This window comes from Aeromonas sp. FDAARGOS 1408, from assembly GCF_019048665.1.
Taxonomy (GTDB): Bacteria; Pseudomonadota; Gammaproteobacteria; order Enterobacterales; family Aeromonadaceae; genus Aeromonas; species Aeromonas dhakensis.
Window position 1 is genome coordinate 4,199,111 of the sequence record NZ_CP077394.1, and the last position, 24,226, is coordinate 4,223,336.

At 62.5% G+C, this 24,226-nt stretch carries 20 protein-coding genes and 4 tRNA genes; 11 read left to right on the plus strand and 13 right to left on the minus strand.

Annotation, left to right across the window (positions count from 1 at the left end; genetic code table 11):
- Nucleotides 1–46: 46 nt before the first annotated feature.
- From I6L38_RS19460 to I6L38_RS19470, 3 genes are read right to left on the minus strand one after another with little or no spacing between them, the layout of a single operon-like run.
- A complete protein-coding gene (locus tag I6L38_RS19460) occupies nt 47–3,127 on the minus strand; it encodes a multidrug efflux RND transporter permease subunit (protein ID WP_010635626.1) in 3,081 nt (1,026 codons plus the stop codon).
- Nucleotides 3,128–3,142: 15 nt separating this feature from the next.
- Nucleotides 3,143–4,249 carry an efflux RND transporter periplasmic adaptor subunit gene (locus I6L38_RS19465; protein ID WP_005307097.1) on the minus strand — a complete coding sequence of 369 codons (1,107 nt, stop codon included), beginning with the start codon at nt 4,247–4,249 and terminating at the stop codon, nt 3,143–3,145.
- A gap of 32 nt (nt 4,250–4,281) precedes the next feature.
- Nucleotides 4,282–4,845 (minus strand): TetR/AcrR family transcriptional regulator, encoded by a 564-nt coding sequence (locus I6L38_RS19470; RefSeq protein WP_019839352.1) that lies wholly within the window; start codon nt 4,843–4,845, stop codon nt 4,282–4,284.
- Between the two features lie 259 nt (nt 4,846–5,104).
- On the opposite strand from I6L38_RS19470, the gene I6L38_RS19475 reads away from it, so the two are divergent.
- From I6L38_RS19475 to I6L38_RS19500, 6 genes are all read left to right on the plus strand, one after another.
- Nucleotides 5,105–5,181: transfer RNA gene (locus tag I6L38_RS19475), tRNA-Arg, on the plus strand.
- A gap of 50 nt (nt 5,182–5,231) precedes the next feature.
- Nucleotides 5,232–5,307: transfer RNA gene (locus I6L38_RS19480), tRNA-His, on the plus strand.
- A 20-nt stretch (nt 5,308–5,327) separates the two neighbouring features.
- Nucleotides 5,328–5,413: transfer RNA gene (locus I6L38_RS19485), tRNA-Leu, on the plus strand.
- A 64-nt stretch (nt 5,414–5,477) separates the two neighbouring features.
- Nucleotides 5,478–5,554 (plus strand) — tRNA-Pro (locus tag I6L38_RS19490).
- A gap of 181 nt (nt 5,555–5,735) precedes the next feature.
- Nucleotides 5,736–6,209, plus strand: coding sequence for a ricin-type beta-trefoil lectin domain protein (locus I6L38_RS19495; protein ID WP_302055689.1), 474 nt, complete (start codon nt 5,736–5,738; stop codon nt 6,207–6,209).
- Nucleotides 6,210–6,212: 3 nt separating this feature from the next.
- Nucleotides 6,213–6,752: a lectin gene (locus I6L38_RS19500; RefSeq protein ID WP_005307089.1), complete on the plus strand. Its 540-nt coding sequence runs from the start codon at nt 6,213–6,215 to the stop codon at nt 6,750–6,752.
- A gap of 71 nt (nt 6,753–6,823) precedes the next feature.
- On the opposite strand, the gene I6L38_RS19505 is transcribed toward I6L38_RS19500, so the two are convergent.
- Complete coding sequence (locus I6L38_RS19505) at nt 6,824–8,161, minus strand: MFS transporter (protein ID WP_005307086.1); 1,338 nt, start codon at nt 8,159–8,161, stop codon at nt 6,824–6,826.
- A gap of 347 nt (nt 8,162–8,508) precedes the next feature.
- Here I6L38_RS19505 and I6L38_RS19510 point away from each other — a divergent pair, with 347 nt between their 5' ends.
- Genes I6L38_RS19510 through I6L38_RS19520 form a run of 3 tightly spaced genes read left to right on the plus strand, consistent with a single transcriptional unit; the run spans nt 8,509 to nt 13,428 of the window.
- Complete coding sequence (locus I6L38_RS19510; RefSeq protein WP_236660786.1) at nt 8,509–9,735, plus strand: ABC transporter substrate-binding protein; 1,227 nt, start codon at nt 8,509–8,511, stop codon at nt 9,733–9,735.
- The gene (locus I6L38_RS19515) at nt 9,732–12,167 is read left to right on the plus strand and encodes an ATP-binding protein (protein WP_201889735.1); all 2,436 of its coding nucleotides are present in this window, start codon (nt 9,732–9,734) and stop codon (nt 12,165–12,167) included. The genes I6L38_RS19510 and I6L38_RS19515 overlap by 4 nt, the downstream gene beginning before the upstream one ends.
- Nucleotides 12,151–13,428 carry a sigma-54 dependent transcriptional regulator gene (locus I6L38_RS19520; RefSeq protein WP_017783518.1) on the plus strand — a complete coding sequence of 426 codons (1,278 nt, stop codon included), beginning with the start codon at nt 12,151–12,153 and terminating at the stop codon, nt 13,426–13,428. The genes I6L38_RS19515 and I6L38_RS19520 overlap by 17 nt, the downstream gene beginning before the upstream one ends.
- An 81-nt stretch (nt 13,429–13,509) precedes the next feature.
- On the opposite strand, the gene I6L38_RS19525 is transcribed toward I6L38_RS19520, so the two are convergent.
- The 8 genes from I6L38_RS19525 to I6L38_RS19560 form a co-directional block, all read right to left on the minus strand.
- A complete protein-coding gene (locus I6L38_RS19525) occupies nt 13,510–14,322 on the minus strand; it encodes a Cof-type HAD-IIB family hydrolase (RefSeq protein ID WP_216988847.1) in 813 nt (270 codons plus the stop codon).
- Nucleotides 14,323–14,415: 93 nt separating this feature from the next.
- Nucleotides 14,416–15,456 (minus strand): alpha/beta fold hydrolase, encoded by a 1,041-nt coding sequence (locus I6L38_RS19530; protein ID WP_216988848.1) that lies wholly within the window; start codon nt 15,454–15,456, stop codon nt 14,416–14,418.
- The gene (locus tag I6L38_RS19535) at nt 15,453–16,115 is read right to left on the minus strand and encodes a CatB-related O-acetyltransferase (RefSeq protein ID WP_216988849.1); all 663 of its coding nucleotides are present in this window, start codon (nt 16,113–16,115) and stop codon (nt 15,453–15,455) included. The genes I6L38_RS19530 and I6L38_RS19535 overlap by 4 nt, the downstream gene beginning before the upstream one ends.
- Nucleotides 16,116–16,117: 2 nt before the next feature.
- The gene (trmH, locus tag I6L38_RS19540; protein WP_216988850.1) at nt 16,118–16,846 is read right to left on the minus strand and encodes a tRNA (guanosine(18)-2'-O)-methyltransferase TrmH; all 729 of its coding nucleotides are present in this window, start codon (nt 16,844–16,846) and stop codon (nt 16,118–16,120) included.
- Nucleotides 16,847–16,964: 118 nt separating this feature from the next.
- Nucleotides 16,965–19,082: a bifunctional GTP diphosphokinase/guanosine-3',5'-bis pyrophosphate 3'-pyrophosphohydrolase gene (gene spoT, locus I6L38_RS19545; protein ID WP_005307064.1), complete on the minus strand. Its 2,118-nt coding sequence runs from the start codon at nt 19,080–19,082 to the stop codon at nt 16,965–16,967.
- A 137-nt stretch (nt 19,083–19,219) separates the two neighbouring features.
- Nucleotides 19,220–19,495, minus strand: coding sequence for a DNA-directed RNA polymerase subunit omega (rpoZ, locus tag I6L38_RS19550; RefSeq protein ID WP_005307060.1), 276 nt, complete (start codon nt 19,493–19,495; stop codon nt 19,220–19,222).
- Between the two features lie 79 nt (nt 19,496–19,574).
- On the minus strand, nt 19,575–20,201 hold the full coding sequence (gmk, locus tag I6L38_RS19555) for a guanylate kinase (RefSeq protein ID WP_043171141.1): 627 nt from the start codon (nt 20,199–20,201) through the stop codon (nt 19,575–19,577).
- 304 nt (nt 20,202–20,505) lie between these two features.
- The gene (locus I6L38_RS19560) at nt 20,506–21,561 is read right to left on the minus strand and encodes a glycosyltransferase family 9 protein (RefSeq protein ID WP_216988851.1); all 1,056 of its coding nucleotides are present in this window, start codon (nt 21,559–21,561) and stop codon (nt 20,506–20,508) included.
- A gap of 155 nt (nt 21,562–21,716) precedes the next feature.
- On the opposite strand from I6L38_RS19560, the gene I6L38_RS19565 reads away from it, so the two are divergent.
- Both I6L38_RS19565 and I6L38_RS19570 read left to right on the plus strand, forming a co-directional pair.
- Complete coding sequence (locus I6L38_RS19565; protein ID WP_026139294.1) at nt 21,717–22,430, plus strand: 3-deoxy-D-manno-octulosonic acid kinase; 714 nt, start codon at nt 21,717–21,719, stop codon at nt 22,428–22,430.
- A 70-nt stretch (nt 22,431–22,500) separates the two neighbouring features.
- Nucleotides 22,501–23,364, plus strand: coding sequence for a sensor domain-containing diguanylate cyclase (locus I6L38_RS19570; protein WP_010635641.1), 864 nt, complete (start codon nt 22,501–22,503; stop codon nt 23,362–23,364).
- Between the two features lie 7 nt (nt 23,365–23,371).
- On the opposite strand, the gene I6L38_RS19575 is transcribed toward I6L38_RS19570, so the two are convergent.
- The gene (locus I6L38_RS19575) at nt 23,372–24,226 is read right to left on the minus strand and encodes a carboxylate/amino acid/amine transporter (protein WP_216988852.1); all 855 of its coding nucleotides are present in this window, start codon (nt 24,224–24,226) and stop codon (nt 23,372–23,374) included.

The window sequence follows — 24,226 nt, forward strand, 5'->3', positions numbered from 1 at the left end:
TAAAAACAAGGCCCCGAAACGGGGCCTTGTTGATTCAAAAAGGTTTTTAATGACTCCCTTTCGCCTTGGGCGGAATGGATTCATCAAATACCGGCAGCGGTTTGTGTTCGGAGGCCAGGTAGGTGTAGATCACCGGCAGTACGAACAGGGTGAACACGGTACCTATGGCCAGACCGGCCACGATCACGATGCCGATGCTGAAGCGCTGGGCAGCCCCGGCCCCTGTGGCATAAAGCAGCGGGATGAGACCGGCGATCATGGCGGCCGTGGTCATCAGGATGGGGCGCAACCGCACCTTGGCGGCAGTCATGACGGCTTCTATCCGGTTGCGGCCGTGCAGCAGCTGCTCCTCCTTCGCCACTTCACAGATCAGGATGCCGTGCTTGGTAATCAGGCCGACCAGGGTGATCAGACCCACCTGGGAGTAGATGTTCATGGTGGCGGCACCCCAGGCCAGGGCGATCAGTGCCCCGCTGATGGCCAGCGGCACGGAGACCATGATCACCAGCGGGTCACGAGCCGATTCGAACTGGATCGCCAGCACCAGGAAGATGATGGCCAGCGCCAGACCGAAGGTGGCGTACAGGGCGCTGCCCTCGGTCACGAACTGGCGGGCCTCGCCCATGAAGTCGTAACGGTAGCCCTGCGGCAGCTTCTCGTCCGCCGTGGTGTTGAGCCAGTTGATGGCGTCACCCATGGTGGTGCCAGGCATCAGCACGGCACCTATGGTGGCGGAGTTGAGCTGGTTGAAGTGGGGCAGGGAGCGCGGCTCACCGATCACCTCGATGCTGATCAGGCTGCCGAGCGGGATGGATTTGCCATCGGCCGCCCGCACGTAGTAGCCCTTGATCGACTCGGGGTTGAGGCGGTATTTGCGCTCGACTTGCGGGATCACCTCGTAGGAGCGGCCATCCAGGTCGATGCGGTTGACGTAACCGTCCGACATCATGGTGCCCAGGGTGATGCCGATGTCCTGCATGGTGATGCCGTAGGCACCCGCCTTGTCCTTGTCGATCTTGATCTTCATGGTGGCGGAGTCGTACTGCAGGTCCAGCTCGGAGTAGACGAAGCGTCCGCTCCCCTGGGCTGCGGTCAGGATCTCGCTGGCCACCTGATAGAGGCTCTCGAAGTTGTTCGGCGTGGTGATGACGAACTGTACCGGCAGGCCGCTCGAGGCGCCTGGCAGTTCCGGGAACTGGAAGGTGGTGATGGACATGCCGGGCACGTCTTTCACCAGCCCGGCCACCCGGTCCAGCACCTCTTTCTGGCTCGCTTCACGCTGGCTCCACGGCACCATGGAGGCGATACCGAACGCCTGGTTGGCGTTGAACACCCCGGAGAAGACCTGGGAGAAGGCCACTTCCGGCTGGGAGTCCAGCACCTTGTTCACCTGCTCCATGGTCCCCTGGATGTAGTCCAGGTTGACGTTGGAGGGGGCGGTCCCCAGCACGGCCATGACGCCCTTGTCCTCGTTCGGTGCGAGCTCGCTCGGGATGAACTTGAACAGCATCGGCAGGCTGGCGAACACGATAACGGCGAACAGCACCACCACGATGCGCTTTTGCATCACGGCGTGCAGCATGGCGTCGTAGCGGACCGTCATGCGCTCGAGCAGGTGGTGTACCGTGCTTTCGAACTTGCCCGGCTCCTCGTTGGCCTTGAGCATCTTGGCGCACATCATGGGCGACAGAGTCAGGGCTATGATGCCGGAGACGAACACGGCGCCCGCCAGGGTCAGCGCGAACTCCTTGAACAGGGAGCCGGTGATGCCCCCCATCAGGGCGATCGGTGCGTACACGGCGGCCAGGGTGACCGTCATGGCGATGACCGGCACGGCGATCTCGCGGGTGCCTATGATGGCGGCACGGAACGGATCTTCCCCCTCCTTGACGTGACGATCCACGTTCTCCAGCACCACGATGGCGTCATCCACCACCAGGCCGATGGCCAGCACCATGGCCAGCAGGGTCATCAGGTTGATGGAGAAGCCGAACATCTGCATCACCATCACCACGCCGATCAGACTGAGCGGGATGGTGATAATCGGGATGATGACCGCGCGGAACGAGCCGAGGAACAGGGTGATCACCACCAGCACGATGGCGGCTGCCTCGGCGATGGTCTTGATCACCTCATGGATCGATTCGTTGATGGCCACGGTGGAGTCATAGAGGACGTTGGCCTCCATGGTGCTCGGCATGTTGCTCTTCAGGCTCGGCAGCATCGCCAGCACGTCGTGGGCGATGTTGATCGGGTTGGCGGTCGGCGCCGCGTTGATGGCCAGTACCACGGCCTCGCGGCCGTTGGCGGTGGCGCGATAAGTGTCGTGGCTCTTCTCCAGGGTCACCTTGGCGATGTCGGCCAGGCGGATCACCTTGCCGTCACGGGTGGAGACCACCAGGCGCTCGAGCTCCTCAGTGGTGTTGACCTGGGTTTCGGCGTTGCCGTTGTAGAGGGTGAAGTAGCCGGTAGCCTGGCCGGTGGCGGACTGATAGTTGTTGCTGTTGAGCACGTTCATCACGTCCGCGGCAGTCAGGTTGAACGCCGCCATCTTGGCCGGATCCAGCCATACCCGCAGGGCGTACTTGGTACCGCCGTACATGTCGACCTTGGAGACGCCACCGACGGTGAAGAGCTGGGGTTTGATGACCCGCTCCAGGTAGTCGGTGATCTGGCTGGCGTTGAGCTCTGGGCTGGTGAAGCCGATGTAGAGCACCGCCGTGGTAGAGCCGGTGGACATGGTGACCGAGGGGTCTTCCGACTCCTTGGGCAGCTGGGATCGCACCGAGTTGACCTTGGCCAGAATGTCGGACAGGGCAGCGTTGGGATCGGTGTTGAGCTTCATGTAAGCGGTGATGGTGGAGCTGCCGAGCTGGGTGGACGACGTCATGAAGTCGATGTTGTCCGCCTGGGCGATGGCCTGTTCCAGTGGCTGGGTGATGAAGCCCTGGATCAGGTCGGCACTCGCGCCGTAATAGCTGGTGCTGACCGTGACGACCGTGTTGGTCATCTCGGGGTATTCCCGCACCTGCATCTTGAACACGGCCTGCAAACCCAGCAACGCGATCAGGAAGCTGATCGAGATGGCCAGGATGGGCCGTTTGATGAATATGTCGGTAAAGCGCATCTGTCTCTCCGCGTTTTACAGCATGGGAGCCTGGTCAGGAACCTTCAGACCCTGGTCCTGCACGATTTTTACCTTGGCGCCGTTGCTCAGGCGTACCTGGCCGGACATGACCACTTCGTCACCCGCCTTGATGCCGGAGACCACGTGGGCATCGTTGCCCTTGCGCTCGCTCACCTTGACCACCACCTGCTCGACGCGTTTCACGCCGTCCTGCTCCTTCACCAGGTAGACGTTCTCGCCGTACAGAGTGAAGGTGATGGCGGTTTGCGGCAGCACTATCTGGTCCTTCTGGGCCGGCAGCAGGATGCTGGCGCGGGCAAACATGCCGGAGCGCAGCAGGCCGTCGTTGTTGGGGATGTTCGCCTGCACCTGGATCAGGCCGCTCTGGTAGTTGACGGCCGGCTCGATGGCGCTGATGTGACCCTTGAACTGGCGGTTCGGGTAGGCATCCACGTTGATCCGGATCTCCTGATTCAGGCTGATGCGGGAGATGTCGGTCTGCGGCACTGTGAAGCGCAGGCGCATCACGCTGGTGTCTTCCAGCCGCACTATGTCGGTGCCCGGCTGCAGGTACTGGCCGAGGAAGACGTTGCGCAGGCCGACCACGCCGGCAAACGGTGCGCGCACTTCGCGGCGGGCGATGGTCGATTTCAGGCTCTCGATGTCGGCCTCGAGGGAACGATAGGTCGCCTCGGCATCATCCAGCTGGTCGCGGGAGATGGAACCCTTGGTAAACAGGTTCTGGTAGCGTTCGTACTTGGCCTTGGCCGCCGGCAGCTTGGCCATGGAGGCGCGCAGGTTGGCCTTCTCGACGCTGGCGTCCAGGCTCAGCAGCAGCTGGTCCAGCTTGACGGTGGCGCCGGATTCGAAGGAGATGCTGTCGATGGTACCGGACTGCTCGGTCGACAGGGTCACCCCCTGATTGGGTTCGATGAAGCCGATCGCCTCTATGGTCGGTACCCAGTCACGGGTCTCCACCTTGTGGGTGGTGACCGGGAACTCGGGCTCCGGCATGTTGGCCATGTAGTTGGCTATCATCTTTTGCTTGAACAGGTTGAAGCCAATCACGCTGCCGAACAGGGCCAGCGCGATGAGCAACATGATGCTCATCCACTTTTTCATGAACTCTCGCTCCTGAGATATGAGTGCAATGTTTAAGGGGTCAAAATGGCTCGCCAGCTGGCCCGGATCACGGCTTCCAGCTGCTCTTGCGTCAGTTCGAATTGGTGCACCTGGCTTTGCAACGCCAGGTTTGCCACACAGTCCAGGCTCAGCACCTGCAGTACCCGAACGGGCAGGTCGATAAACAGGCCCTGTTCTATCCCCCGTTCGTAGAAGCGATCCAGCGGGGCCCAGGCGGCCTGGATGACCGGGTCCTGCTCCAGCTCAGCTCCCAGCGGGGATGTTTCATACTGCAATTTGCATTTGAGCGCGTTCGGTTCGTCGACAAAGATGGCGTGGATGTTGAGCCACAGCCGCCGAAATTGTTCGAACGATACCTCCTCTGTCTGCACGCCTTCCATGACCAGGGGATGACACTGGAGGATGGTGTGCCGATAGAGTTGACGGATCAGGTCATCCTTGTCGCTGAAATAGCGATAGATGGTGCCTGCCGCCACTCTGGCTTTTTTGGCCACCACGGCAATGGAGAGGCCGTGGAAACCCTGTTCGCCGAGTACTTCATGAGCCGCATCGAAAATGCGTTCTTTCTTGTTCATGATTGGATGATCACAACGACTGAATGAACGTTCATTCATTCTAGGGAGGCTTTGAGGCAAGTCAAGTTTTGCCCATCGCTGTCAGCAAGATGGTGGGGGTCAAAAGTAGCGGGGAGGGGCCGGAACCGGTCTGAATAACACAAAATCGCTTAAAAAAAGCCAGAAACGATGGAAAAACAAGCGGTTGATTCGGCTTGATAAAAAAAGGGTAGACAAGGTGGGTCCTCATCATTAATATTGCGCCCCGTTCGACAGCGTAGCGCCCGTAGCTCAGCTGGATAGAGCGCTGCCCTCCGGAGGCAGAGGTCACAGGTTCGAATCCTGTCGGGCGCACCATCAAAAGTGCGCCGGTTAAACGGGCGAGTTGAAGAACGAAAACAGCTGTGGTGGCTGTAGCTCAGTTGGTAGAGTCCCGGATTGTGATTCCGGTTGTCGTGGGTTCGAGCCCCATCAGCCACCCCATTTTACAGCTTGTCAGGTACGCGAAGGTGGCGGAATTGGTAGACGCGCTAGCTTCAGGTGTTAGTGCCCCCCGGGTGTGAGGGTTCGAGTCCCTCTCTTCGCACCATACTTGCTGTATAACGAGGATGACCGCATGGTCGTCTTTGTTTTTTGTAGAATCAAAATATTCTCGGTGATTAGCGCAGCCCGGTAGCGCATCTGGTTTGGGACCAGAGGGTCAAAGGTTCGAATCCTTTATCACCGACCACATTCTGAAAAACCTCGCTTCGGCGGGGTTTTTTGCTTTCTGCCTTGCCTATCATCCCGGCTTGCCGCGCCGCTGTAACGTTTGTTTACACTCTATCCGGGCAGTCTTGTCCCCCCTTCAGTTATCCTGCCAGCTGGAGTCCTTGGTGACCGGATGTCACAGACCTCTTTCAGGCTTTTTTATGAATAACAAAATCTCGATTTTCTCCTGCAGACCCGCAGTCATGGCCGCCCTGCTGCTGGGCGGTTGTACCCTCAAGCCGCCGATGGATGAGGTGATGAACTCCATGGTCTCTCAATCGCAGAGCGAGTCTGCCTCCTCCCTCTTGCTGACCTACAACGGCTTCTGTGTCGGGGTCGCCGGGCAGCAGGCTGTCACCCAGGTGTGCGGTGGCAAAGACACCAGGTCGTTTGAGTGGGCGCTGGGAGAGCTGAAGATGCAGGAGACATGCCTGCAGGCCAGAAGCGGCAATGAGCTGATCCTGGCTCCCTGCGATGGTCATGCCCAGTGGGTGTGGCGGGAGGACAAGCTGTTCAACAACAAGGCCTCCCGTTGTCTGGATGTCGCGGGGCGGCGTCATACCCCGAATACGCCCTTGCGTTTGGCCGAATGCTATGGCGGTGCCAATCAGAGCTTCCTGGTCGGGGGGGATTGAGTGATGCGTCCATCTCCTTTGATTGCCGCCTGTCTCTCGCTTTCGCTGGGAGGGTGCCAGAGTCTGGACTCTTCGGATTTTCTGCTGGGGGCCGTGGTGATCGGTGCCATAGGTGCTGCCGCCTACTACGACCACAAGCAGGAGAAGAAGGAAGCCCGCAAGCGAGAAGAGTCGGGGGGCCAGTTGCTGGCAGCCAATGGCAAATGCCTCGACATTGCCGGTGGCGTGCGCAATGGCAACCAGTTGCAGCTTTGGGACTGCAACGGCGGAGAGAACCAGCGCTTTCGTCTGGATGGCAAGGCGGTGAAGGTCGGCGGCAAGTGCCTGGATGTGGCCGGCGGCGATCGCGACACCGGGGCCAGGGTGATCGCCTGGGATTGTCATGGCGGCAGCAATCAGCAGTGGCGCTGGGAGCGGGATCGGCTGGTCAGCCGCAGCAGCCACCTCTGTCTGGATGTATCCAAGGATGGCAGTGCCAATGGCACTCCCCTGATCCTCTGGCAGTGCCATGGGGGCGACAACCAGCGCTTTCGAAGAAAGTAACCCCGGATTGCCAATGCCAGTCAGCATCAACTGACTGGCATTGTTTTTGGGCGTGTCCCGGTGAACGGGGATCAGTAGTTGACGACTTTTTTGGCGTTCCACACCGTCATGGCGAGCAGCATGGAGACCACGGAGGCTCCGAGCCAGAAGTACTGGGCACTGCTGAAGTCATAGTGGGTCACGCCGTCGATCTCGCTGGTCTTGATGAGGGCCGCGGAGACCAGCTCCTGGATGGAGGCGGCGATGTAGGAGCAGAGGCCGATGAAGCCTTTCACGGCACCGACCGCCGTCTTGGGCATCAGGTCGCAGGCGGTCAGGCCGGCCAGGAACACCACCAGACCACCGATGGCGTAGCCGATCAGGGCCAGCGCGACGGCATCCATCATGCGGCTCTGCGGGCCCCAAAACATCAGGCACATGCCGGCCACGTTGGCCAATCCGTACAGCAGGGTGGGGATGTGGCGGTTGGCGTTGAATACCTTGTCGGAGATGATCCCGGCCAGGATGGCGCCGAGGAAGCCGGCGATGGGGTAGGCCGACATGGCGAAACCGGCGTCGATCAGGCTGTAGCCCTTCTGCTCCTGCAGGTAGAGCACGGCCCAGGAGCTCATGGCGTAGCGGGACATGTACATGCAGGCGCAGGCGGCGGCGATGAGCCAGACTACGGGCTGCTTGAGCACGAACAGCTGGGCGCGGCGGATTTCGGCCGGATCCACCTTCTTGGCGATCTCGGGGGCTTCACCAAAGGCGACGGCCGGCTCCGGCAGGGCATAGGTCTGCGGGCGATCTTTCAGCACCAGATACATGCACAGGGCGGCGATCAGGGAGGCGATGCCGGCGCCGATGAAGCCGGCCTTCCAGCCGAAGTAGCTGACGATGGTGGCGGTCAGGATCCAGGAGATGCCTTCCCCTATGTTGCGCGAGCCACCCCAGACCGAGTAGACCGAGCCCCGCTGCTTGGGGGAGAACCACTGGAAGATGGAGACGCAGGAGGGGGCGGAACCGACGGACTGGAACCAGCCGTTCAGGCCCCACATCAGCACCAGGAAGAAGGTGGCGGTGTTCATGCCCATCAGGATGGTGCAGATGGACGAGAGCCCCAGCGAGACCGACATGAAGCGGCCTATGTTGGCGTAGTCGGAAAGGAAGCCGTTGGAGAACTTGCCGACGGCGTAGGTGAACAGGAAGGCGGAGCCAATGACCCCCAGCTCCTCCAGGGTCACCACGCCGGAGTCCAGCATGGGTTTCTTGACCACGTTGAGGCTCATGCGCACGACATAGAACATGGCATAGCCCAGTACCAGCCCCAGGAAGACCTGCCACTGGTACTTGCGGTAAATCGAGCGGATTTTATCGGGCGAGGCATCCATGACCGGCAGGTCGGCTCGCGTCTTGAAGAAGTTGAACATGGGGTTCTCCGTTTCTATTTTGGCAGCATGGTTTCAGAGGGAGCTCTGATAGCGGCTGCCATCATATGAAGGGAGAAATTCAGCCGGCAAAAAGCCGGATATGGGTCAACTCTGACTCAATAATGGGAAAACCATGAGTCAAAAATGACATATTTGAACTGTCCTATTGATATTCAATGAATAACAATAGCCGCGTGCAGAGGCATAATGAGTCAGAACTGGCTCATCCTCGTAAAAATAAAAATTACGGCATGTTCCGAATATTAGATGTACTGCACATATTCCTGAATTAACGCGCGAGTCGACCGATAGTCATGCACCTCTTTTGCCGCCGGCTGGCCCTGTTCATGGGCAGCGTTTTGTTGCCATTCAGCACCCTGCAGGCCGCTTCACTGACGGTGCTTACCTCGTTTTCGGAGGCGCCGGTCAAGGCGGTGATCGAGGGCTTTGCCGAACAATATCCCGGGATCCGGGTCGAAGTTATTTATCGGCGCACCATTCCCTCCCTGCGCTTATTAACGGAAGCCGATGCACCGCAAGTCGATATTATCATGTCCTCTTCGCCGACTTTTTTTAACACGCTGGACAAAGCCGGTTTGTTGGCGGCTTTGCCAAATGAAACTATGCCGCCCAAATGGCTCGCTCCCCATACCCTGGGGTTGGGCAATAAAGTGGCCGTGGTCGGTTATTCCAGCAGCGGCATCATGTATAACCGCCATTATCTGGCCAAATATCAGCTGCCGCAGCCCACCAGCTGGCAGCAACTGGCGTCCCCGATTTTCATGGGGCACGTGATGATGAGTTCCCCCTCCCAGTCCGGCACCACCCACATGATGGTGGAGAGCGTGCTGCAGCAATATGGCTGGCAGCAGGGCTGGGCCCTGCTGATGCGCCTGGGCGGCAACCTGTCGGCCATCACGGCGCGCAGCTTCGGGGTGAGCGACGGCATCAGCCGCGGTCTGGCGGGGGCCGGCCCGGTGATCGACAGCTACGCCCTCACCAGCCAGGCCCGCTTCGATCACGTCGGCTTCAACATCATGCCCGACTCGGTGATCCTGCCGACCTACCTGGGGGTACCCCGTCGCTCGGACCATCCGCACAGTGGCGCCCTCTTCATCCAGTACCTGCTCTCCGACAAGGGGCAGGGGATCCTCGCCACTCCCGGCATGGCCAAGGCCACCCTGAGCCAGCCCGGGCTGGCCAGGCAGACCCGCTACGTCACCGACAAGGCGCTGCTCTATCGACGGGCAGGCCTGCTCAAGGCCCTGTTCGAGCAGGCCATCACCCAGCAGCTGCCCAGGCTGAAGATGACCTGGCAGGGGATCAACGGGTTGAATACCCATGGCGAGCCCTGGCGGGTTGCACTGCTGGAACAGGCCATCGCCAAGGCGAGCATGCCGCCGCTGAGCGAGCAGGAGGCGCAGGATCCGGCCCTGCTGGCGCTGTTTGACGGCCTCTATGACCGGGAGCAGGGCAATCCGCAGGCGGAGCGGGTGATGCACCAGTGGCGCCAGGCGACCGAGGCGCGCCTGAACGAGGCGCAGCGGCTGGTCGAACAGGCGGCCAGGCCATGAGCCGGCTGGGGCACCTGCTGGCCATGCCGCGCAGCCTGGGGCGGCGGCTCATCCTCGCCTTCGTGGCCATCACCGCCCTGACCGGCGCCATGGGCATGGCCGCCTATGTGATGTGGGATCGGCTGGGCCGGCAGATCCACCTCATCGTGGAGGAGAGCCTGCCCGCCATCGACAACGCCTATCAGCTGGAGCGGGCCAGTTCCCGCCTGCTGCTGTTGCTGGCCCAGCTGCGCGATACCCGGGATCCGGTGCAGTACCAGCGCCTCTCCCACGCGGTGTCGACCACCCTGCGGGACATCCAGCGTGCCTACCGGCTGGGCACCCCGGGGGATCAGGAGACACCCTCGCAACGCCAGGCGTTCGGGGAGCTGAGCGCGCTGGTGGCGGATCACGGGCGCTACCTCAAGCAGCAGATCGAGCACGCCGAAACCCTGCAGCAACTGCAAAAGCGCAGCAACTGGCTGCATCAGGATCTGGTGGACGATGCCGCCCCTCTGCTGCAGGAGGTGGAGTGGCACCTGACCGGTATGGTGGCCAGCCCCGACGACATGAGCGAGTTTGGCAACGTCATCAAGGAGTTCTCCGCCCTGCAGGATCTCACCTTCAAGGAGAACGAGCTGCAGTCCCTGGTCGGCGAGGTGATCGCCCAGCGTTATCAGCAGGATCTGGAGAGCGCCTTCCTGTTCATCGGCTACAAGATCGACGAGATAGACGAGCTGACCTCGCGGCTGGCGGAGTACCCCTCGACCGTGAGCTACCGCCAGATCCTGCAGGACATCATCACCCTGGTGAAGCCGGACGGCCCGCTGCACCGGCTGCTGCTGGCGGATGTGCAGACCCATCAGCAGCTGACGGCCCTGCGCCCCCGGCTGGACGACGCCGTGTCGCGCTACCACCAGAAAGTCAGCCTGATGGTGAGCGACGCCAACCGCTCTCTCAGCGCGCTGGGGGAGGACAGCAGCCAGCAGGTGGCGACCGGCAAGCTGGTGATCCTGGTGGTGCTGGCGCTCACCCTGCTGCTCAGCATCTTCGTGCTGGTGGTGCTGATCGGCCGCCGGCTGATCAAGCGGCTCGACCTGCTAGGGCAGGAGTTGGACAGGGTCGCTGCAGGCCGGCTGGACGTGCCGGTCAGCACCAGCGGCCGGGACGAGATCGGCCGACTGGGCGACAGTTTGCGCCACTTCAGCCTGCAGTTGCAGCAGATGGAGCGGGCCAATGCCCTCAACCTCATCAACAACACCCAGGCCTGCCTCATCACCTGCCATCCGGATGGCACCATAGAGTCGGTCAACCCGAGCGCGCTCACCCTGTTCCGGCAGACCGGCGTCGAGCCGGGCCAGCCGTTGTGGCAGGCCTTTCCACCAGCGGCGAGGGCGGTGCTGGCGGATCAGTTCGGGGCGGGCCAGCCGCTGCACCGGCTCGGCCACAGCGAGTGCACCCTGGCCTGCGATCAGGACGAGACGCCCCGTTTCCTGCATCTCAACCTGCGCCGCTTCGAACAGGGGCGCGGGTACAGATTCATCATCACCATCACGGATGTCACCCGCCAGGAGCTGACGGCCAGGGAGCTCGGCCTGCGGGTGGCGGAGCGTACCCGCGAGCTGACCGAGAACAACCGGCTGCTGGCCGAGGAGGTGGTGCAGCGCCAGCAGGCGGAGCGTACCCTGCTGCAGACCCAGGATGAGCTGATCCAGGCGGCCAAGATGGCGGTGGTGGGGCAGGCGATGACCAGCCTGGCCCACGAGCTGAACCAGCCGCTGTCGGCGATGATGACCTACCTCTACACCAGCCGGGCGGCCCTCGCCGCCGGCCAGATGCAGGCGCTGGACCAGGATCTGGGCAAGCTCGACAAGCTGGGGCGGCGCATGAGCCGCATCATCAATGCGCTGCGCCATTTCGCCCGCAAGTCTCCGGCGGAGGAGGTGCGGGTCCGGCTCGAGCTGGGGGCGCTGGCCGAACAGGCCATGTTGCTGCTGGAGACGCGGGCGAAACGCGATGGCTGCACCCTCTGCAACGAGTTGCCGGAGGGGCTCTGGCTCGAGACCGACCCCGTGCTGCTGGAGCAGGTGCTGGTCAACCTGCTGGTAAACGGACTGGACGCGGTGGCCGGGTTGGCGCGGCGGGAGGTCCGGCTGCAGTTGCTGGAACAAAACGAAGCCCGGCTGCGACTGGCGGTGGTCGACAGCGGTGCCGGCTTCGGCGAGGCGATCCTGCCCAGGCTGTTCACCCCCTTCACCACCTCCAAGGAGGTTGGACTGGGGTTGGGGCTGACCATCTGCCGCTCCCTGCTGACCCGCTGCGGCGGCGAGATCATGCTGGGCTCGGCGTTGACTGGCGGCGCCATGGTGATAGTGGAATTGGCGGCGGTCGACCCTGCCGGGTCGAACGCCCATCAGAACGAGGAGAGTGCCATCTATGCTGTTGCCCGCTAACCGTCCCGCCAACGTGCTGCTGGTGGACGATGACGAGGACGTGCTGGAGTCCTATTGCCACCTGTTGCGGCTCTCCGGCTACCAGCCGAGGGCGACCACCTCTCCCCACGAGGCGCTGGAACTGCTGGCCGGCCAGTGGCCCGGGGTGCTGGTCTCTGACATCTACATGCCCGCGATGAACGGCATGGAGCTGCTGGCCCGGGTGCACGAGATAGATGCGGAGATCCCTGTCATCATGATCACCGGTCATGGCGACATTCCGCTGGCGGTGAAGGCGGTGAAACAGGGGGCGTTCGACTTTCTGGAGAAACCGCTCCATCCCCAGGATCTGCTGGGCCTGCTGGAGCGGGCCTGCCAGCAGCGCAGCGCCGTGCTGGCGCGCCGCAGCGAGATCCAGGCGACGGTGGATGACGAACTGATCGGCACCAGCCCGCAGATAGTGGCGATCCGCGGCCAGCTCAACCAGCTGGCGCAGACCGACAAGGATCTGCTGCTGGAGGGGCCGGCCGGCTCTGGCCGCCACACCCTGGCCCGGCTGCTGCACAGGATCAGCGCCCGGCGGGAGCAGGCCTTCCAGCTGCACGACTGCGGGTCGGCACCCAGTCTGGCCGAGGTGCAGGCCAGCCTGGCGCAGGCCGATCAGGGCACGCTGGTGCTGCAATCCCCGGCCCGCCTGAGCGCCGACTGCCAGCGCTGGCTCGGCAACCACCTGCTGGATCAGGAGCGCAAGGGAGGCAAGTCGCTGCGCACCATAGCGCTGTTCGAGGAGTCGCCGGAGGCGCTGGTGGAGCGCCAGCAGCTGATGCCGGAGCTCTACTACTTCCTCTCCCAGGTGCGGCTCAGGCTGCCGCGGCTGGTGGAGCGCAGCTGCGACATCATTCCCCTGTTCCGGGCCTTTCTGCGACAGGGCTGCAAGCGCATCGGCCGGCCGGTGCCGGCGGTGGATCGCGCCTATCTGGAGACGCTCAAGCGGCATCAGTGGCCCGGCAATCTGCGTGAATTGCGCAACGTGGCCGAGCTCTATGCGGTGGGGATCGTCAAGCTGGCCGGTGCGGAGCGGGCGATGCCGCTGGCCAGCGGCAAGGAGCCGCTGGACGATCTGGTGGAGGAGTTCGAGCGGCGGGTGATCGAAGATACGCTGTTCCTCTTCTCCGGCCGGGTGACCGACGCCGCCCAGTACCTCGGCATTCCGCGCAAGAAGCTTTACCTGCGCATGAAGAAGCACCAGCTCGACAAGGAGCAGTTCAAGCCGGCCACCTGAGGGGTTGCCGGCCTGCTCGTTCGGAGGATTATCCGGGCGGGAGCACGCCATGAGCCGCAGCGTGGCTCATGGCGCCTTGTCTCAGGCGACGTCGACGCCCTGCAGGGCGAACAGCTGCTCCAGATAGACGGCGACGCCGTCCTCGTCGGAGCTCAGGGTCTGCTCGTGGCTGGCCAGCGCCAGCTTGAGCCGGTCGTGGGCATTGCCCATCACCACGCCACGGCCGACCATGCTCAGCATCTCGAAGTCGTTCATGCCGTCGCCAAAGGCCACTGCCTGGGACATCTCCAGCCCGTGCTGCTCCAGCACGGCGCGCACCGCATTGCCCTTGTGTACCCCGGCGTGCATCACCTCGAGACAGTCCGGCAGGGAGAAGGTGACGTTGAGCCGATCACCATAACGCTGGTTCAGTTCTGCCTCGATCTGCAGCAGCTTCTCGTGCTCGCCGATGTAAAACACCTTGTTGACCTTGTCCAGCGGATGGCTGGCGAGATCGGTCAGGCGGTAGCTGAAGCCGGATTCATGATGGAACTGCAGCAGCCAGGGCTTCTCCTCTTCTACCAGCCACTCGTCGCCGTAGTAGAGGTTGATGTGGATGGAGGGGTCGCGCTCCAGCGCGATCAGCTCGGCCGCCACGCTGTCCGGCAGGGCCTGGTTGAAGATCAGTTGATCCTGTTTGTCGTGCACCACGGCGCCATTGGAGGTGATGAGATAGATGTCGAGCCCGAGCGTGTCGCGGATGCTGCGCACATCCACATGGTGACGGCCGGTGGCCACCACGAACTTGACTCCCTGATCCACCAGACGGTGCAGGGTATCGCGGGTGCGGGGGGAGATCTGGTGCTGCCCGTTGAGCAGGGTGCCATCGAGATCAGATACAACGACCTTATACATCATCACCTCGGGGTTACGAATGAAAGCGGGAGCAGTGTACAGCAACCGCTCCCGCGACCCCATTTATTTAGGGATACAAAAAATAACCAGCCGTCAGTAGCGCGCGAAGAAGGCCAGGGTGGCGTTGAGCGCGGCCTGGCGCTGGGGATCGGCCTCCATGAACAGCTCGTGCCAGGCCCCTTCGATGCGCAGCGGCTTGCCCCCTTCGCAGCGAGCGAGTGCGCAGAAGGCATCCTGCGCCGCGTTGTCCACCACGCCGTCGTCGCCAGCCTGCAGCAGCAGCAGCGGCGTCTTGATGGCACCGGCCTCGGCCACGGCGGCGTCCGCTCCCGTCAGTCCCTGATAGATCCAGTGGGCGGTGGCACCTCCCAGCTTGATCTGCGGGCGCTGCTCATAGAGCTCGCGGAAGGCCTGATAGCGGGCTTCGCTGTGGCTCAGACCGTTGTCGGCAAAGTCGTGGCTCTCGTACGGGCCCTGACCCGGGCCGTAGGGAGGCTCGCCCAGCCAGCCGCCGACCGTGCCTATGGTGGCCGCCAGCCCCTTGGCCAGCCACTTGGGTAGGCCGCCGAGATTGATGCCCATCATGGGGGAGGAGAGCACGGCCGCCTCGATGTCACCGGGCCAGCGCTCCAGATAGCGGGCCGAGATGGCGCCGCCCATGGAGTGGGCCAGCAGGAACAGCTTGGCGGGTTGGTCCTGGGCGATCACCTCGTCATGAAACTGCTTGAGATCGAGTACATAATCGTCGAACTGGTCGACATATCCCTTCTCCGGGTCGGCCAGCAGCCGATCGGACAAGCCCTGGCCGCGGTGGTCGATGAGGTAGAGGCTGTAGCCCTGACGCCACAGATCCCAGGCCAGCTCCTGATACTTGAGGTAGCTTTCGACCCGGCCGTTGACGATGAGGATGGCGCGATCGACCTTGGCCTGGCGCAGGGCGGCATAGCGGATGGTGACACCATCCTTGCTCTTGAAGGCGCTCTCGACGGCGTGCTGGCGCCAGAAGTCGGGCAGCGTCTGCTGATGGAGGGTGGCGACGTCGGCTTCCGGCGTCAGCTGGTAGGGATTGTTCACGGCGAGGGCTCCGGCAGAAAACAGGGTCAGGGCCAGCAGGGTGGGCGACATCAGCTTCATGATGCCGACTCTTGCTGCCAGTGCTGGTAAAGCCCCTCGATGTCGCCCGAGCAGAGCAGCGGCATGGCCGCCTGCAGGCGCGGCAGCGGCCAGTCCCACCACCGCATCTCCTGCAGCAGGGTAATCTGCTCATCGCTGAAGCGGCGACGGATCGGCTTGGCCGGGTTGCCGCCGACTATGGTGTAGGGCTCCACATCCCGGGTGACCACGGCGCGAGTGGCGATGACGGCGCCATCGCCTATGGTGATGCCGGGCATGATCATGGCTTCCGAGCCGATCCAGACGTCATTGCCGACCCGGGTATCCCCCTTGCGCTGGAAGCCGCTCTGCACCCCCTCGCCAAAGGTGCCCGGATCGAACGGGAAGGTGGATACCCACTCCATGCGATGGCCCTGATTGCCGGCCAGCAGGAAGGTGGCACCCGAGCCGATGGAGCAGAACTTGCCGATGAGCAGGCGATCCACCTCGCCCCAGATGCCGCTCTCCCAGGTCTCCCGGGTCGAGTCGTCACCCAGCAGATAGCGTACGCAGTGATCCTCGAACGTCTTGCCATGGTAGTAGCCGGAGTAGTAGCTGTAGTCGCCCGCCTCGATATTGGGGTTGCTGAGATGCTCCCGTATTACCTGGGACTCCAGCCAGCTGCCAAAGGGACTATTCATTATTATTGCTCCTGTAATTGCTCATCTTGCTGTGCAGCCCAGCCTTTGCGGGTCAGCTGCATCTGCTGCCACCACTGCTCGTCAGCCAGGATCTCACCGGCCGGGCCGAGCTGGGGATAGGGCATCTCTTTCTCCTTGCAGAGCTGGGCATAGATGGGGTAGCCCCCCTCGAACAGTATGCTGTTCTGCTCCTCTAGGTCGAGCGGGCAGCCGCGTTGATAACAGCCGGCCAGCTCGCGCTGGCGCTGGGCCTCGTAGAGGATGGCGGCGGCGGCCACCGAGACGTTGAGGGACTGCACCATGCCCACCATGGGGATGACGATATGGTGATCGGCCAGGGCCAGCGCCTCTTCGCCGATACCGTGCTTCTCCTGGCCTACCAGGATGGCGGTGGGTTTGGTGTAGTCGATGGCGCGAAAATCCACCGAGCTGTCGGAGAGGTGGGTCGCCAGGATCTGCATGCCGGAGGCTTTCAGCTCGGCCACTGCGCTGCCGATGTCCGGGTGCAGCTTCACGTCCACCCAGTTCTGGCTGCCGCGGGCGGTACCCTTGCGCTTGTGGATCCAGCTCTTTGGCCAGACCGCGTGCACCCGGTGGATGCCGATGGCATCGGCGGTGCGCACGATGGCGGCCAGGTTGTGCGGCTTGTGGACCTCTTCCATGCAGACGGTCAGATCGAGCTGGCGCTGGGCCAGCATGTCGGAAATTCGTTTGAAGCGTTCAGGTGTCATGTCAGTTTCTATCGGGTGAGGCTGGTGCGCGCATCGCTTGCATGCACAGGGTCAAATCGGGCTGGCGCCGGGCCAGCATGTCTCTTGAAAAGCAGCAGGCGGCTTGCGCCGCCTGTGTTCAGTTTTTCTGCCGGCTCACCTTGAGCACGTTCGGCATCACCCGGATCTTGCGCATGATGTTGGCGAGGTGGATCCGGCTCTTGGTAGTGATGAGCAGGGTGACCAGATAGACCCGGCCATCCTTCTCTTCGGTGCTGATGGCGTGAATGTTGGCGCCGGTGGCGGCAATCACGTTGGCCAGCTCCGCCAGGGCGCCCTGGTGGTTGACGATCTCGATGCTGATGCCGGTACGGAACTCCTGTTCCTGCTCCTTGTCCACTTCCCACTGCACCGGCAGGTACTTGTCCGGCTCCTTGCTGTAGCCCTTGATGTTGCGGCAGGCTTCCTGATGGATCACCAGGCCCTTGCCCGGGCTGATGTGGGCTATGATGGCGTCCCCCGGGATGGGGCGGCAGCAGTTGGCAAAGGTGACCAGCATGCCGTCGGCACCCTTGATCGGCATCTTCTTGCTGCTGGACTTGGGCTGCTCTTCCGGCGGCAGTTCATCCCCCAGCATGCGGCGTGCCACCATCACGCTCATGGCGTTGCCAAGGCCCACGTCGGCCAACAGGCCCTGCAGGTTCTCGTGCTTGGTGTCGGCCAGCACCTGCTTGATGCGAGGCTCGGGGATGTCTTCGATGTTCTTGGCGCCGAGTGCATGGTTGAGCAGGCGGCGACCCAGCACCACCGACTCCTCGGTGCGCAGGTTCTTGAGGAACTGGCGGATCTTGGAGCGGGCCTTGGTGGTCACCACGAAGTTGAGCCAGGCCGCGTTCGGGCGGGCCCCCGGTGCCGTGATGATCTCCACCGTCTGGCCGGAGTGCAGCGGGCTGCTCAGCGGATAGGGGTGGCGGTCGACCCGCGAGCCGACGCAGGCGTGGCCGATGTCGGTGTGCACCGTGTAGGCGAAGTCCACCGGAGTGGCCCCGGCGGGCAGCTCCATGATGCGCCCTTCCGGCGTGAACACGTAGATCTCGTCGGGGAAGAGGTCGGTCTTGACCCCCTCGATGAATTCAAAGGAGCTGCCGGCGCTCTGCTGCAGCTCGAGCAGGCTCTGCATCCAGCGCTGGGCGCGGATCTGGGCCGTGGTGCCCGAGCTGTCGCCATCCTGCTTGTAGGCCCAGTGGGCGGCGACGCCCTTGTCGGCCATCTGATCCATGAATTCGGTGCGGATCTGCACCTCCACCGGTACCCCGTGCGGCCCCACCAGGGAGGTGTGCAACGACTGGTAGCCGTTGGTCTTGGGGATGGCGATGTAATCCTTGAAGCGGCCGGGGCGGGGCTTGTAGAGACTGTGCATCTGGCCCAGCACCCGGTAACAGGTATCTATGTCCTTCACCCTCACGCGAAAGGCGTAGATATCCATTACCTCATGAAATTGCAGCTCTTTTTTCTCCATCTTGTTGTAGATGGAGAACAGGTTCTTCTCGCGGCCGCTGACCTGGGATTCGATGCCTGCTTCCCGCAGCCGGCCTTCAATCTCGCTCTGGATGGAGTCGATGATTTCGCGGCGATTGCCGCGGGCGCGGCGCACCGATTCGCGCAACACCCGCGAGCGCATGGGGTAGAGCGCCTCGAAGCCCAGCTCTTCCAGCTCGTTCTTCATGGTGTGAATACCGAGGCGGTTGGCGATGGGGGCGAAGATCTCGAGGGTTTCCCGGGCGATGCGGCGGCGCTTGTCCGGCCGTAGCGAGCCCAGGGTACGCATGTTGTGGGTGCGGTCGGCCAGCTTGATCAGGATGACCCGGATATCCTGGGTCATGGCCATCACCATCTTGCGGAAGTTCTCGGCCTGGGCCTCCTTGCGATCGCGAAACTTCAGCTTGTCGAGCTTGGAGACGCCTGATACCAGCTCGGCAACGGCATCGCCAAACAGTTCGGCCAGGTCGGCCTTGGTGACAGGAGTATCTTCGATGACGTCGTGCAGCACGGCGGCCATCAGGGTTTCATGATCGAGGCGCATGTCGCCGAGAATGCGGGCAACGGCAACCGGGTGGGTGATGTAGGGCTCGCCGCTGGAACGCATCTGTCCCTGGTGAGCATCACGGGCCACCACATAGGCTTGCCTGAGCTTCTCCACCTGCTCGGGTGGCAGGTAGGAACTGGCTATTTCTTTAAGATTTTCAAATAAATACAAGACAGTCCCCGCAGCGGTGAAACGGCAATCCGTGGATATAGAGGGTATAGTCCTGAGTTTGCGAGGTTTTCGAGCGGTTGTAAATGGGGGAGAACAGTCGGCACCCGGGCGGGCGCCGACTATAGGAAACAGCTGACTTAACCGCGGCCTTCGGCGATGGCAGCAACGGCAGCCAGCTCGGCGGCTTCCTGCTCTTGCTGCTCGTAACGATCCTGGGTGTCCATCACCTGGTTGTTCACCAGACCCAGTTCGATCTCACGCAGGGCGATCACGGTCGGCTTGTCGTTCTCTTCGTCAACCAGGGGATCTTTGCCTTGAACCGCGATTTGACGGGCGCGGCGTGCGGCGACCAGCACCAGGTCAAAACGGTTACCTACCTGTTTTACAGCATCTTCTACAGTAACGCGTGCCATGCAGGACTCCAGTGTTTGGGCTTTCTCGGTTTAAAAAAGCGGTGTTTAAAAATGACGCAAAAGTTTACTTGTTTTTGGCCTATTCTGCCAGTAGCTGTTGCAGCAAGTTTTGTTGGGCCTGCTGCTGCTGGCGCAATTCCAGCCGTTGGCACTCGATGACAGCCCTGAGCTGGAACAGTGCCTGCTCAAAGTCTTCGTTGATGATGACATAGTCATACTCGTCGTAGTGCACCATTTCGGCAATGGCTTTATCCATCCGGCCCTTGATCACCTCGGCACTGTCCTGGCCGCGACCGATCAGGCGGCGCTCCAGCTCTTCGCGGCTGGGGGGCAGGATGAAGATGGACTTGGTCGGCATTTGTTCTCGGATCTGGCGGGCACCCTGCCAGTCGATGTCGAGGAAGACGTCAATGCCCTGCGCCAGGCAGGCTTCGATGGCGGCACGGGAGGTGCCGTAGTAGTTGCCGAACACCTCGGCCCACTCCAGAAAGTCGCCGCGCTCGATCAGCGCCTTGAACTCTTCCACCTTGACGAAGTGGTAGTGCACCCCGTGCTCTTCACCGGGACGGGTGGCGCGGGTGGTGTGGGAGACCGACAGCTGCATCTTGCCTGCGCTGTTGTGCTTGGTCAGCAAGGCATTGAGCAGGCTGGATTTACCCGCTCCGCTCGGGGAGGAGATGATATAGAGAGTGCCTTGTTGCGCCATGTCTGTACCTTTAATCTAAACCCGTGTTTTGGTTGTAGCAGAGGCCGCCGTCTTGTGCCCGAAAGGGAGACAGCCAAATCCGAAACGCGGAAAATTCTTGAAGAAGAGGGATGTAAAGGCGGCGAATTTTAACAGAAGGCGGCGGATAAAAAAACGGCCGGAATCATATTCCAGCCGATCAAAGTATTCGTAGCTTGCTGCGGGAGCGTAACCCACATCAGCCCTCATTCTGCCTGCCGTTGCGGGGTCGGGCCAGCAGATTATCCCTGCCGCTGGCTTCGGGATTTCCGAGTTGCGCGCATCATCAGCGCGGCAGTTGGCGCTCGGCGCAGAGCCGGTCGAAGGCGGCGATGACCCGTTCGCTGGTGATTTTGCCCATGGCGTCCGGATCCTTGAGGCGGGTGCGCCAGCCAAGCTCGGCCAGCGGCTTGCTGGTCTCCTGCTCAATCAGCTCCTGATAGACGCTGACCGCGTAGTCGCGGCACAGATAGGGGCCGGTCCGATCCGGGTTGTGGTGGGCATAGAGGCCGAGCACCGGTGTACCCACCAGGGTGGCCATGTGAGCCGGGCCGGTATCGGGAGCCAGCACCAGGCTGGCCTCCTTGATCAGCGCCAGCAGTTGCTTGAGGTTGGTCTGCCCCACCAGATCCACCGGCTTGCTGTGGCTTAAGCGCTGAATGTTGGCAGCCAGTTCCCGCTCCAGCCTGGCCGGCCCGCCACACAGATAGACCTGAAACCCCTTGCTGGCGGCGTGATCCGCCAGCGCGGCATAGCCGGCGGCAGTCCAGTTCTTGAAGGCCTTGCTGGCGGCGGCGCAGATGAGCAGGGTCGGCTTGCCGCCGATCTTCTCCTTCGCCCAGGCCTGGTGCTCGGCGCTGATGGGCAGTTGCCAGTCAGGGGTCAGATCCTGGATGCCAAGCTCTTTGGCGAAGGCGAGGAAACCGTCCAGCACGTGAGGCGAGGCGGGGGATGGCACCTTGTGATTGGTGAACAACCACTGGCCGTCGCTGGCCCGTTCCCGATCAAACCCGAGCTTGACCTTGGCCTTGATGCCGAGGGTGGCGATGCTGGCCCGCATGGCCGCCTGCAGGTGCAACAGGGCATCGAACCTGCGCCCCTTGAGGGTTTGCCACAGCTCGCGGTAGCCGCGCCAGCCCTTGCTCTTGTCAAAGGGGATGACCTCGACCCCGGGCAGGTCGGCAAACAGGGTCGCCTCAATCTTGCCGGTGATCCAGGTGATGCGGGTCTGGGGCCAGGCCCGTTGGATGACGCGCACCAGCGCCAGCGCGTGGCAGCAGTCGCCGATGGCGGAGAGCCGCAGGATGCAGATGGAGGAGGGCGGCGTTTGGAACAGCGGCATGATGTGGCGCAACGATGGCAAAATGGATGGATGGCATTATGCAAACTCCCCTGTGGATTGTAAAATTGCGCACGACTGGCAGCCGGCCCCATCGGGCCCCTGTTGCCCTGGCCCTGAGCGCCAACCCGTAGCGATGACCGACCGGAATGACCAAGATGCAAATTCAGACCGAACACAACCAGATCTGCTGGTATGCCGAAGGGGCGTTTCGCGACCCTTCTCCTGAGCTGTTTGATCCGGCCTGGTGGCAGAACAACCGGCAGGTGGTGGGTACCTCCATCGGCCGCGGCGTGACCTGGTTCGTGAAGGATGAATCCCGCCACCTGGTGCTGCGCCACTACTATCGCGGCGGCATGGTGGGCAAGGTGGTGCGGGATCGCTTCTGGTTCGAGGGAGTGGAGTCGAGCCGGGCCATGGCCGAATACAGCCTGCTGGCCAAGTTGAGCGCCCAGGGGTTGCCGGTGCCACGCCCGTTTGCCGCCCGCATGGCCAAACAGGGCCCCTTCTACCGAGCCGACATCCTGATCGAGCGCATTCGCGGCGCCAAGGATCTGGTCGCCCTGCTCAAGCAGGGGCCGATCGCCGGCGAGGTGTGGCACAAGGTGGGCCAGACGGTGCGCCGGTTGCACGACGCCGGGGTCTATCACGCCGATCTCAACAGCCACAATCTGTTGCTCGACAAGGAGGGCAAGGTGTGGGTGATCGACTTCGACAAGGGAGCCATCCGCTCGCCCGGCAACTGGCAGCAGGCCAACCTGGAACGCTTGCTGCGCTCCTTCAACAAGGAGTCCCAGCTGCATACCAGTTTTCACTTCGTGCCGGAGAACTGGCAGGCCCTGATGAACGGCTATCAAGGAAAAGCGAGCTGACCCTGTTGCTCGGCGCGAGAGCCAATGTTACTTATTGAGAAGGTCTTCAGATTCGGTGTCGAGGCGCTCGATGGACATGCTCAAGGCTCCCCTCAGGGAGGCAATTACCCGGTTTGATCTGGCGCTGATGGCGGATGCCATCGCCTTGCTGGAGGCAGGGCTCTGGAGCTGGAGTCCGCAGCAGGGCGTGCAGCGGGATCTCTCCTGTCTGCGGCTGCTGGGATTGAACGAAGCCGGTCTGGATGATCTCGGCTGGCTGGAGCGGGTGCACCCCGACGACCTGGGGAGCTTGCAGGAGGCGCAGCTGGCCTGCCAGAGCGGGCGGGTGGCCCAGATCCGGCTCGAATACCGGATCCTGCATCACGATGGCCACTATGTTCGGCTGGAAGAGCGGGCCAGGCGCGATGTCCACGGCCAGGTGCTGGGGGTGGTGCGTCTGCTCGAACCGCAGGCGGTGCAGGTGGAGGAGCGGCACGGTACCGATCCCCTCACTGGGTTGGAGAGCCGCAGCCGCTTCGAACAGCTGCTCGATGAGCGGCTGGCCAGCGCCAGCGGCAGCTTCAGCCTGCTGCAATTCACCGTCGATCACAGGGCCAAGATCCAGCAGCTGTTTGGCGAGGCGGCCTGCGACGCCATGCTGGCCAAGCTGGCCCGCATCGTGCGCCATGAACTGCGGCGGGAAGACCCCTTCGCCCGCTGGGACGAAGACGGCTTCATCCTGATGCTCTCCCAGACCGACCGACTGAGCGGCCTCGAGATTGCCGAGCGGCTGCGGATGGAGATCGCCGATGCCAGCCTGTTGCCGCAGCGGCCGGTGACCGTCAGCATCGGGCTGGTGCAGAGTCAGGCCGGCGAGCAGATCGATCACCTGCTGGCCCGGCTGGCCACCTGTCACGGTCAGGCCAGACGGGAGCACAACACAGTCGTTGGCTGATTTTTAGTCAGCGCTCACTTACCCCATGACGCTGGCACACCCAGAGGGAGGCCAGCATCAGCAGGCCGCCCAGGCTGAGCCTGAGCAGGTCGGTATCCTTGCCCCATAGCACTAGGTTGACCAGCAGGCCCGCCGGGATCAGAGCGTTGTTCATGATCGCCAGCACGCCGCTGCTGACCTGGGTCGCCCCCTTGTTCCACAGGAAGTAACCAAGGCCAGAGGCACCGATCCCCAGCCACAGCAATATGCCCCACTGCAGGGCGCTGGTGGGGTATTGCGGCGTGCCGAGCAGCCACCAGGCGGGTAGGGCCACAGCCAGGGCACCCAGATAGAAGCAGCCGAACACCGCCAGTTGCGGCGGTTGCTGTTCCTCCCGTGCCAGCAGTACCTTGTAGCCCACCTGACCCAGGGCGAAGCAGACGTTGGCACCCTGCACCACCAGGAAGCCCAGCACGTAGCTTTCGGTCAGCCCGTCGAAGCGGATGACGGCCGCCCCCACCACCGCCAGCAGTGCTCCCCACAGATAGATCGGCTTGAAGCGCCGCTCCAGCAGATCGTGGATCAGGGTGACGTAGATGGGGGTGAAGATGGTGAACACCAGCACTTCCGGCACCGTCAGCAGCAGGAAGGAGTGGTAATAGAACAGATACATGATGCCGAGCTGGGTGGCACCGAGGGCCATCAGCTTGGCCACCAGGTCGGGCCGCAGCCAGCGGCGGCGCAGGAAGGGCAGGAACACCAGGCTGGCGAGCACGATGCGGGTCAGCACCGAAAAGTAGGCATCCACCTGGCCGGCGAGATAGACCCCGATCAGGCTGAAGGAGAATGACCAGAGCAGGGTAACCCCTATCAAGTAGTTCAT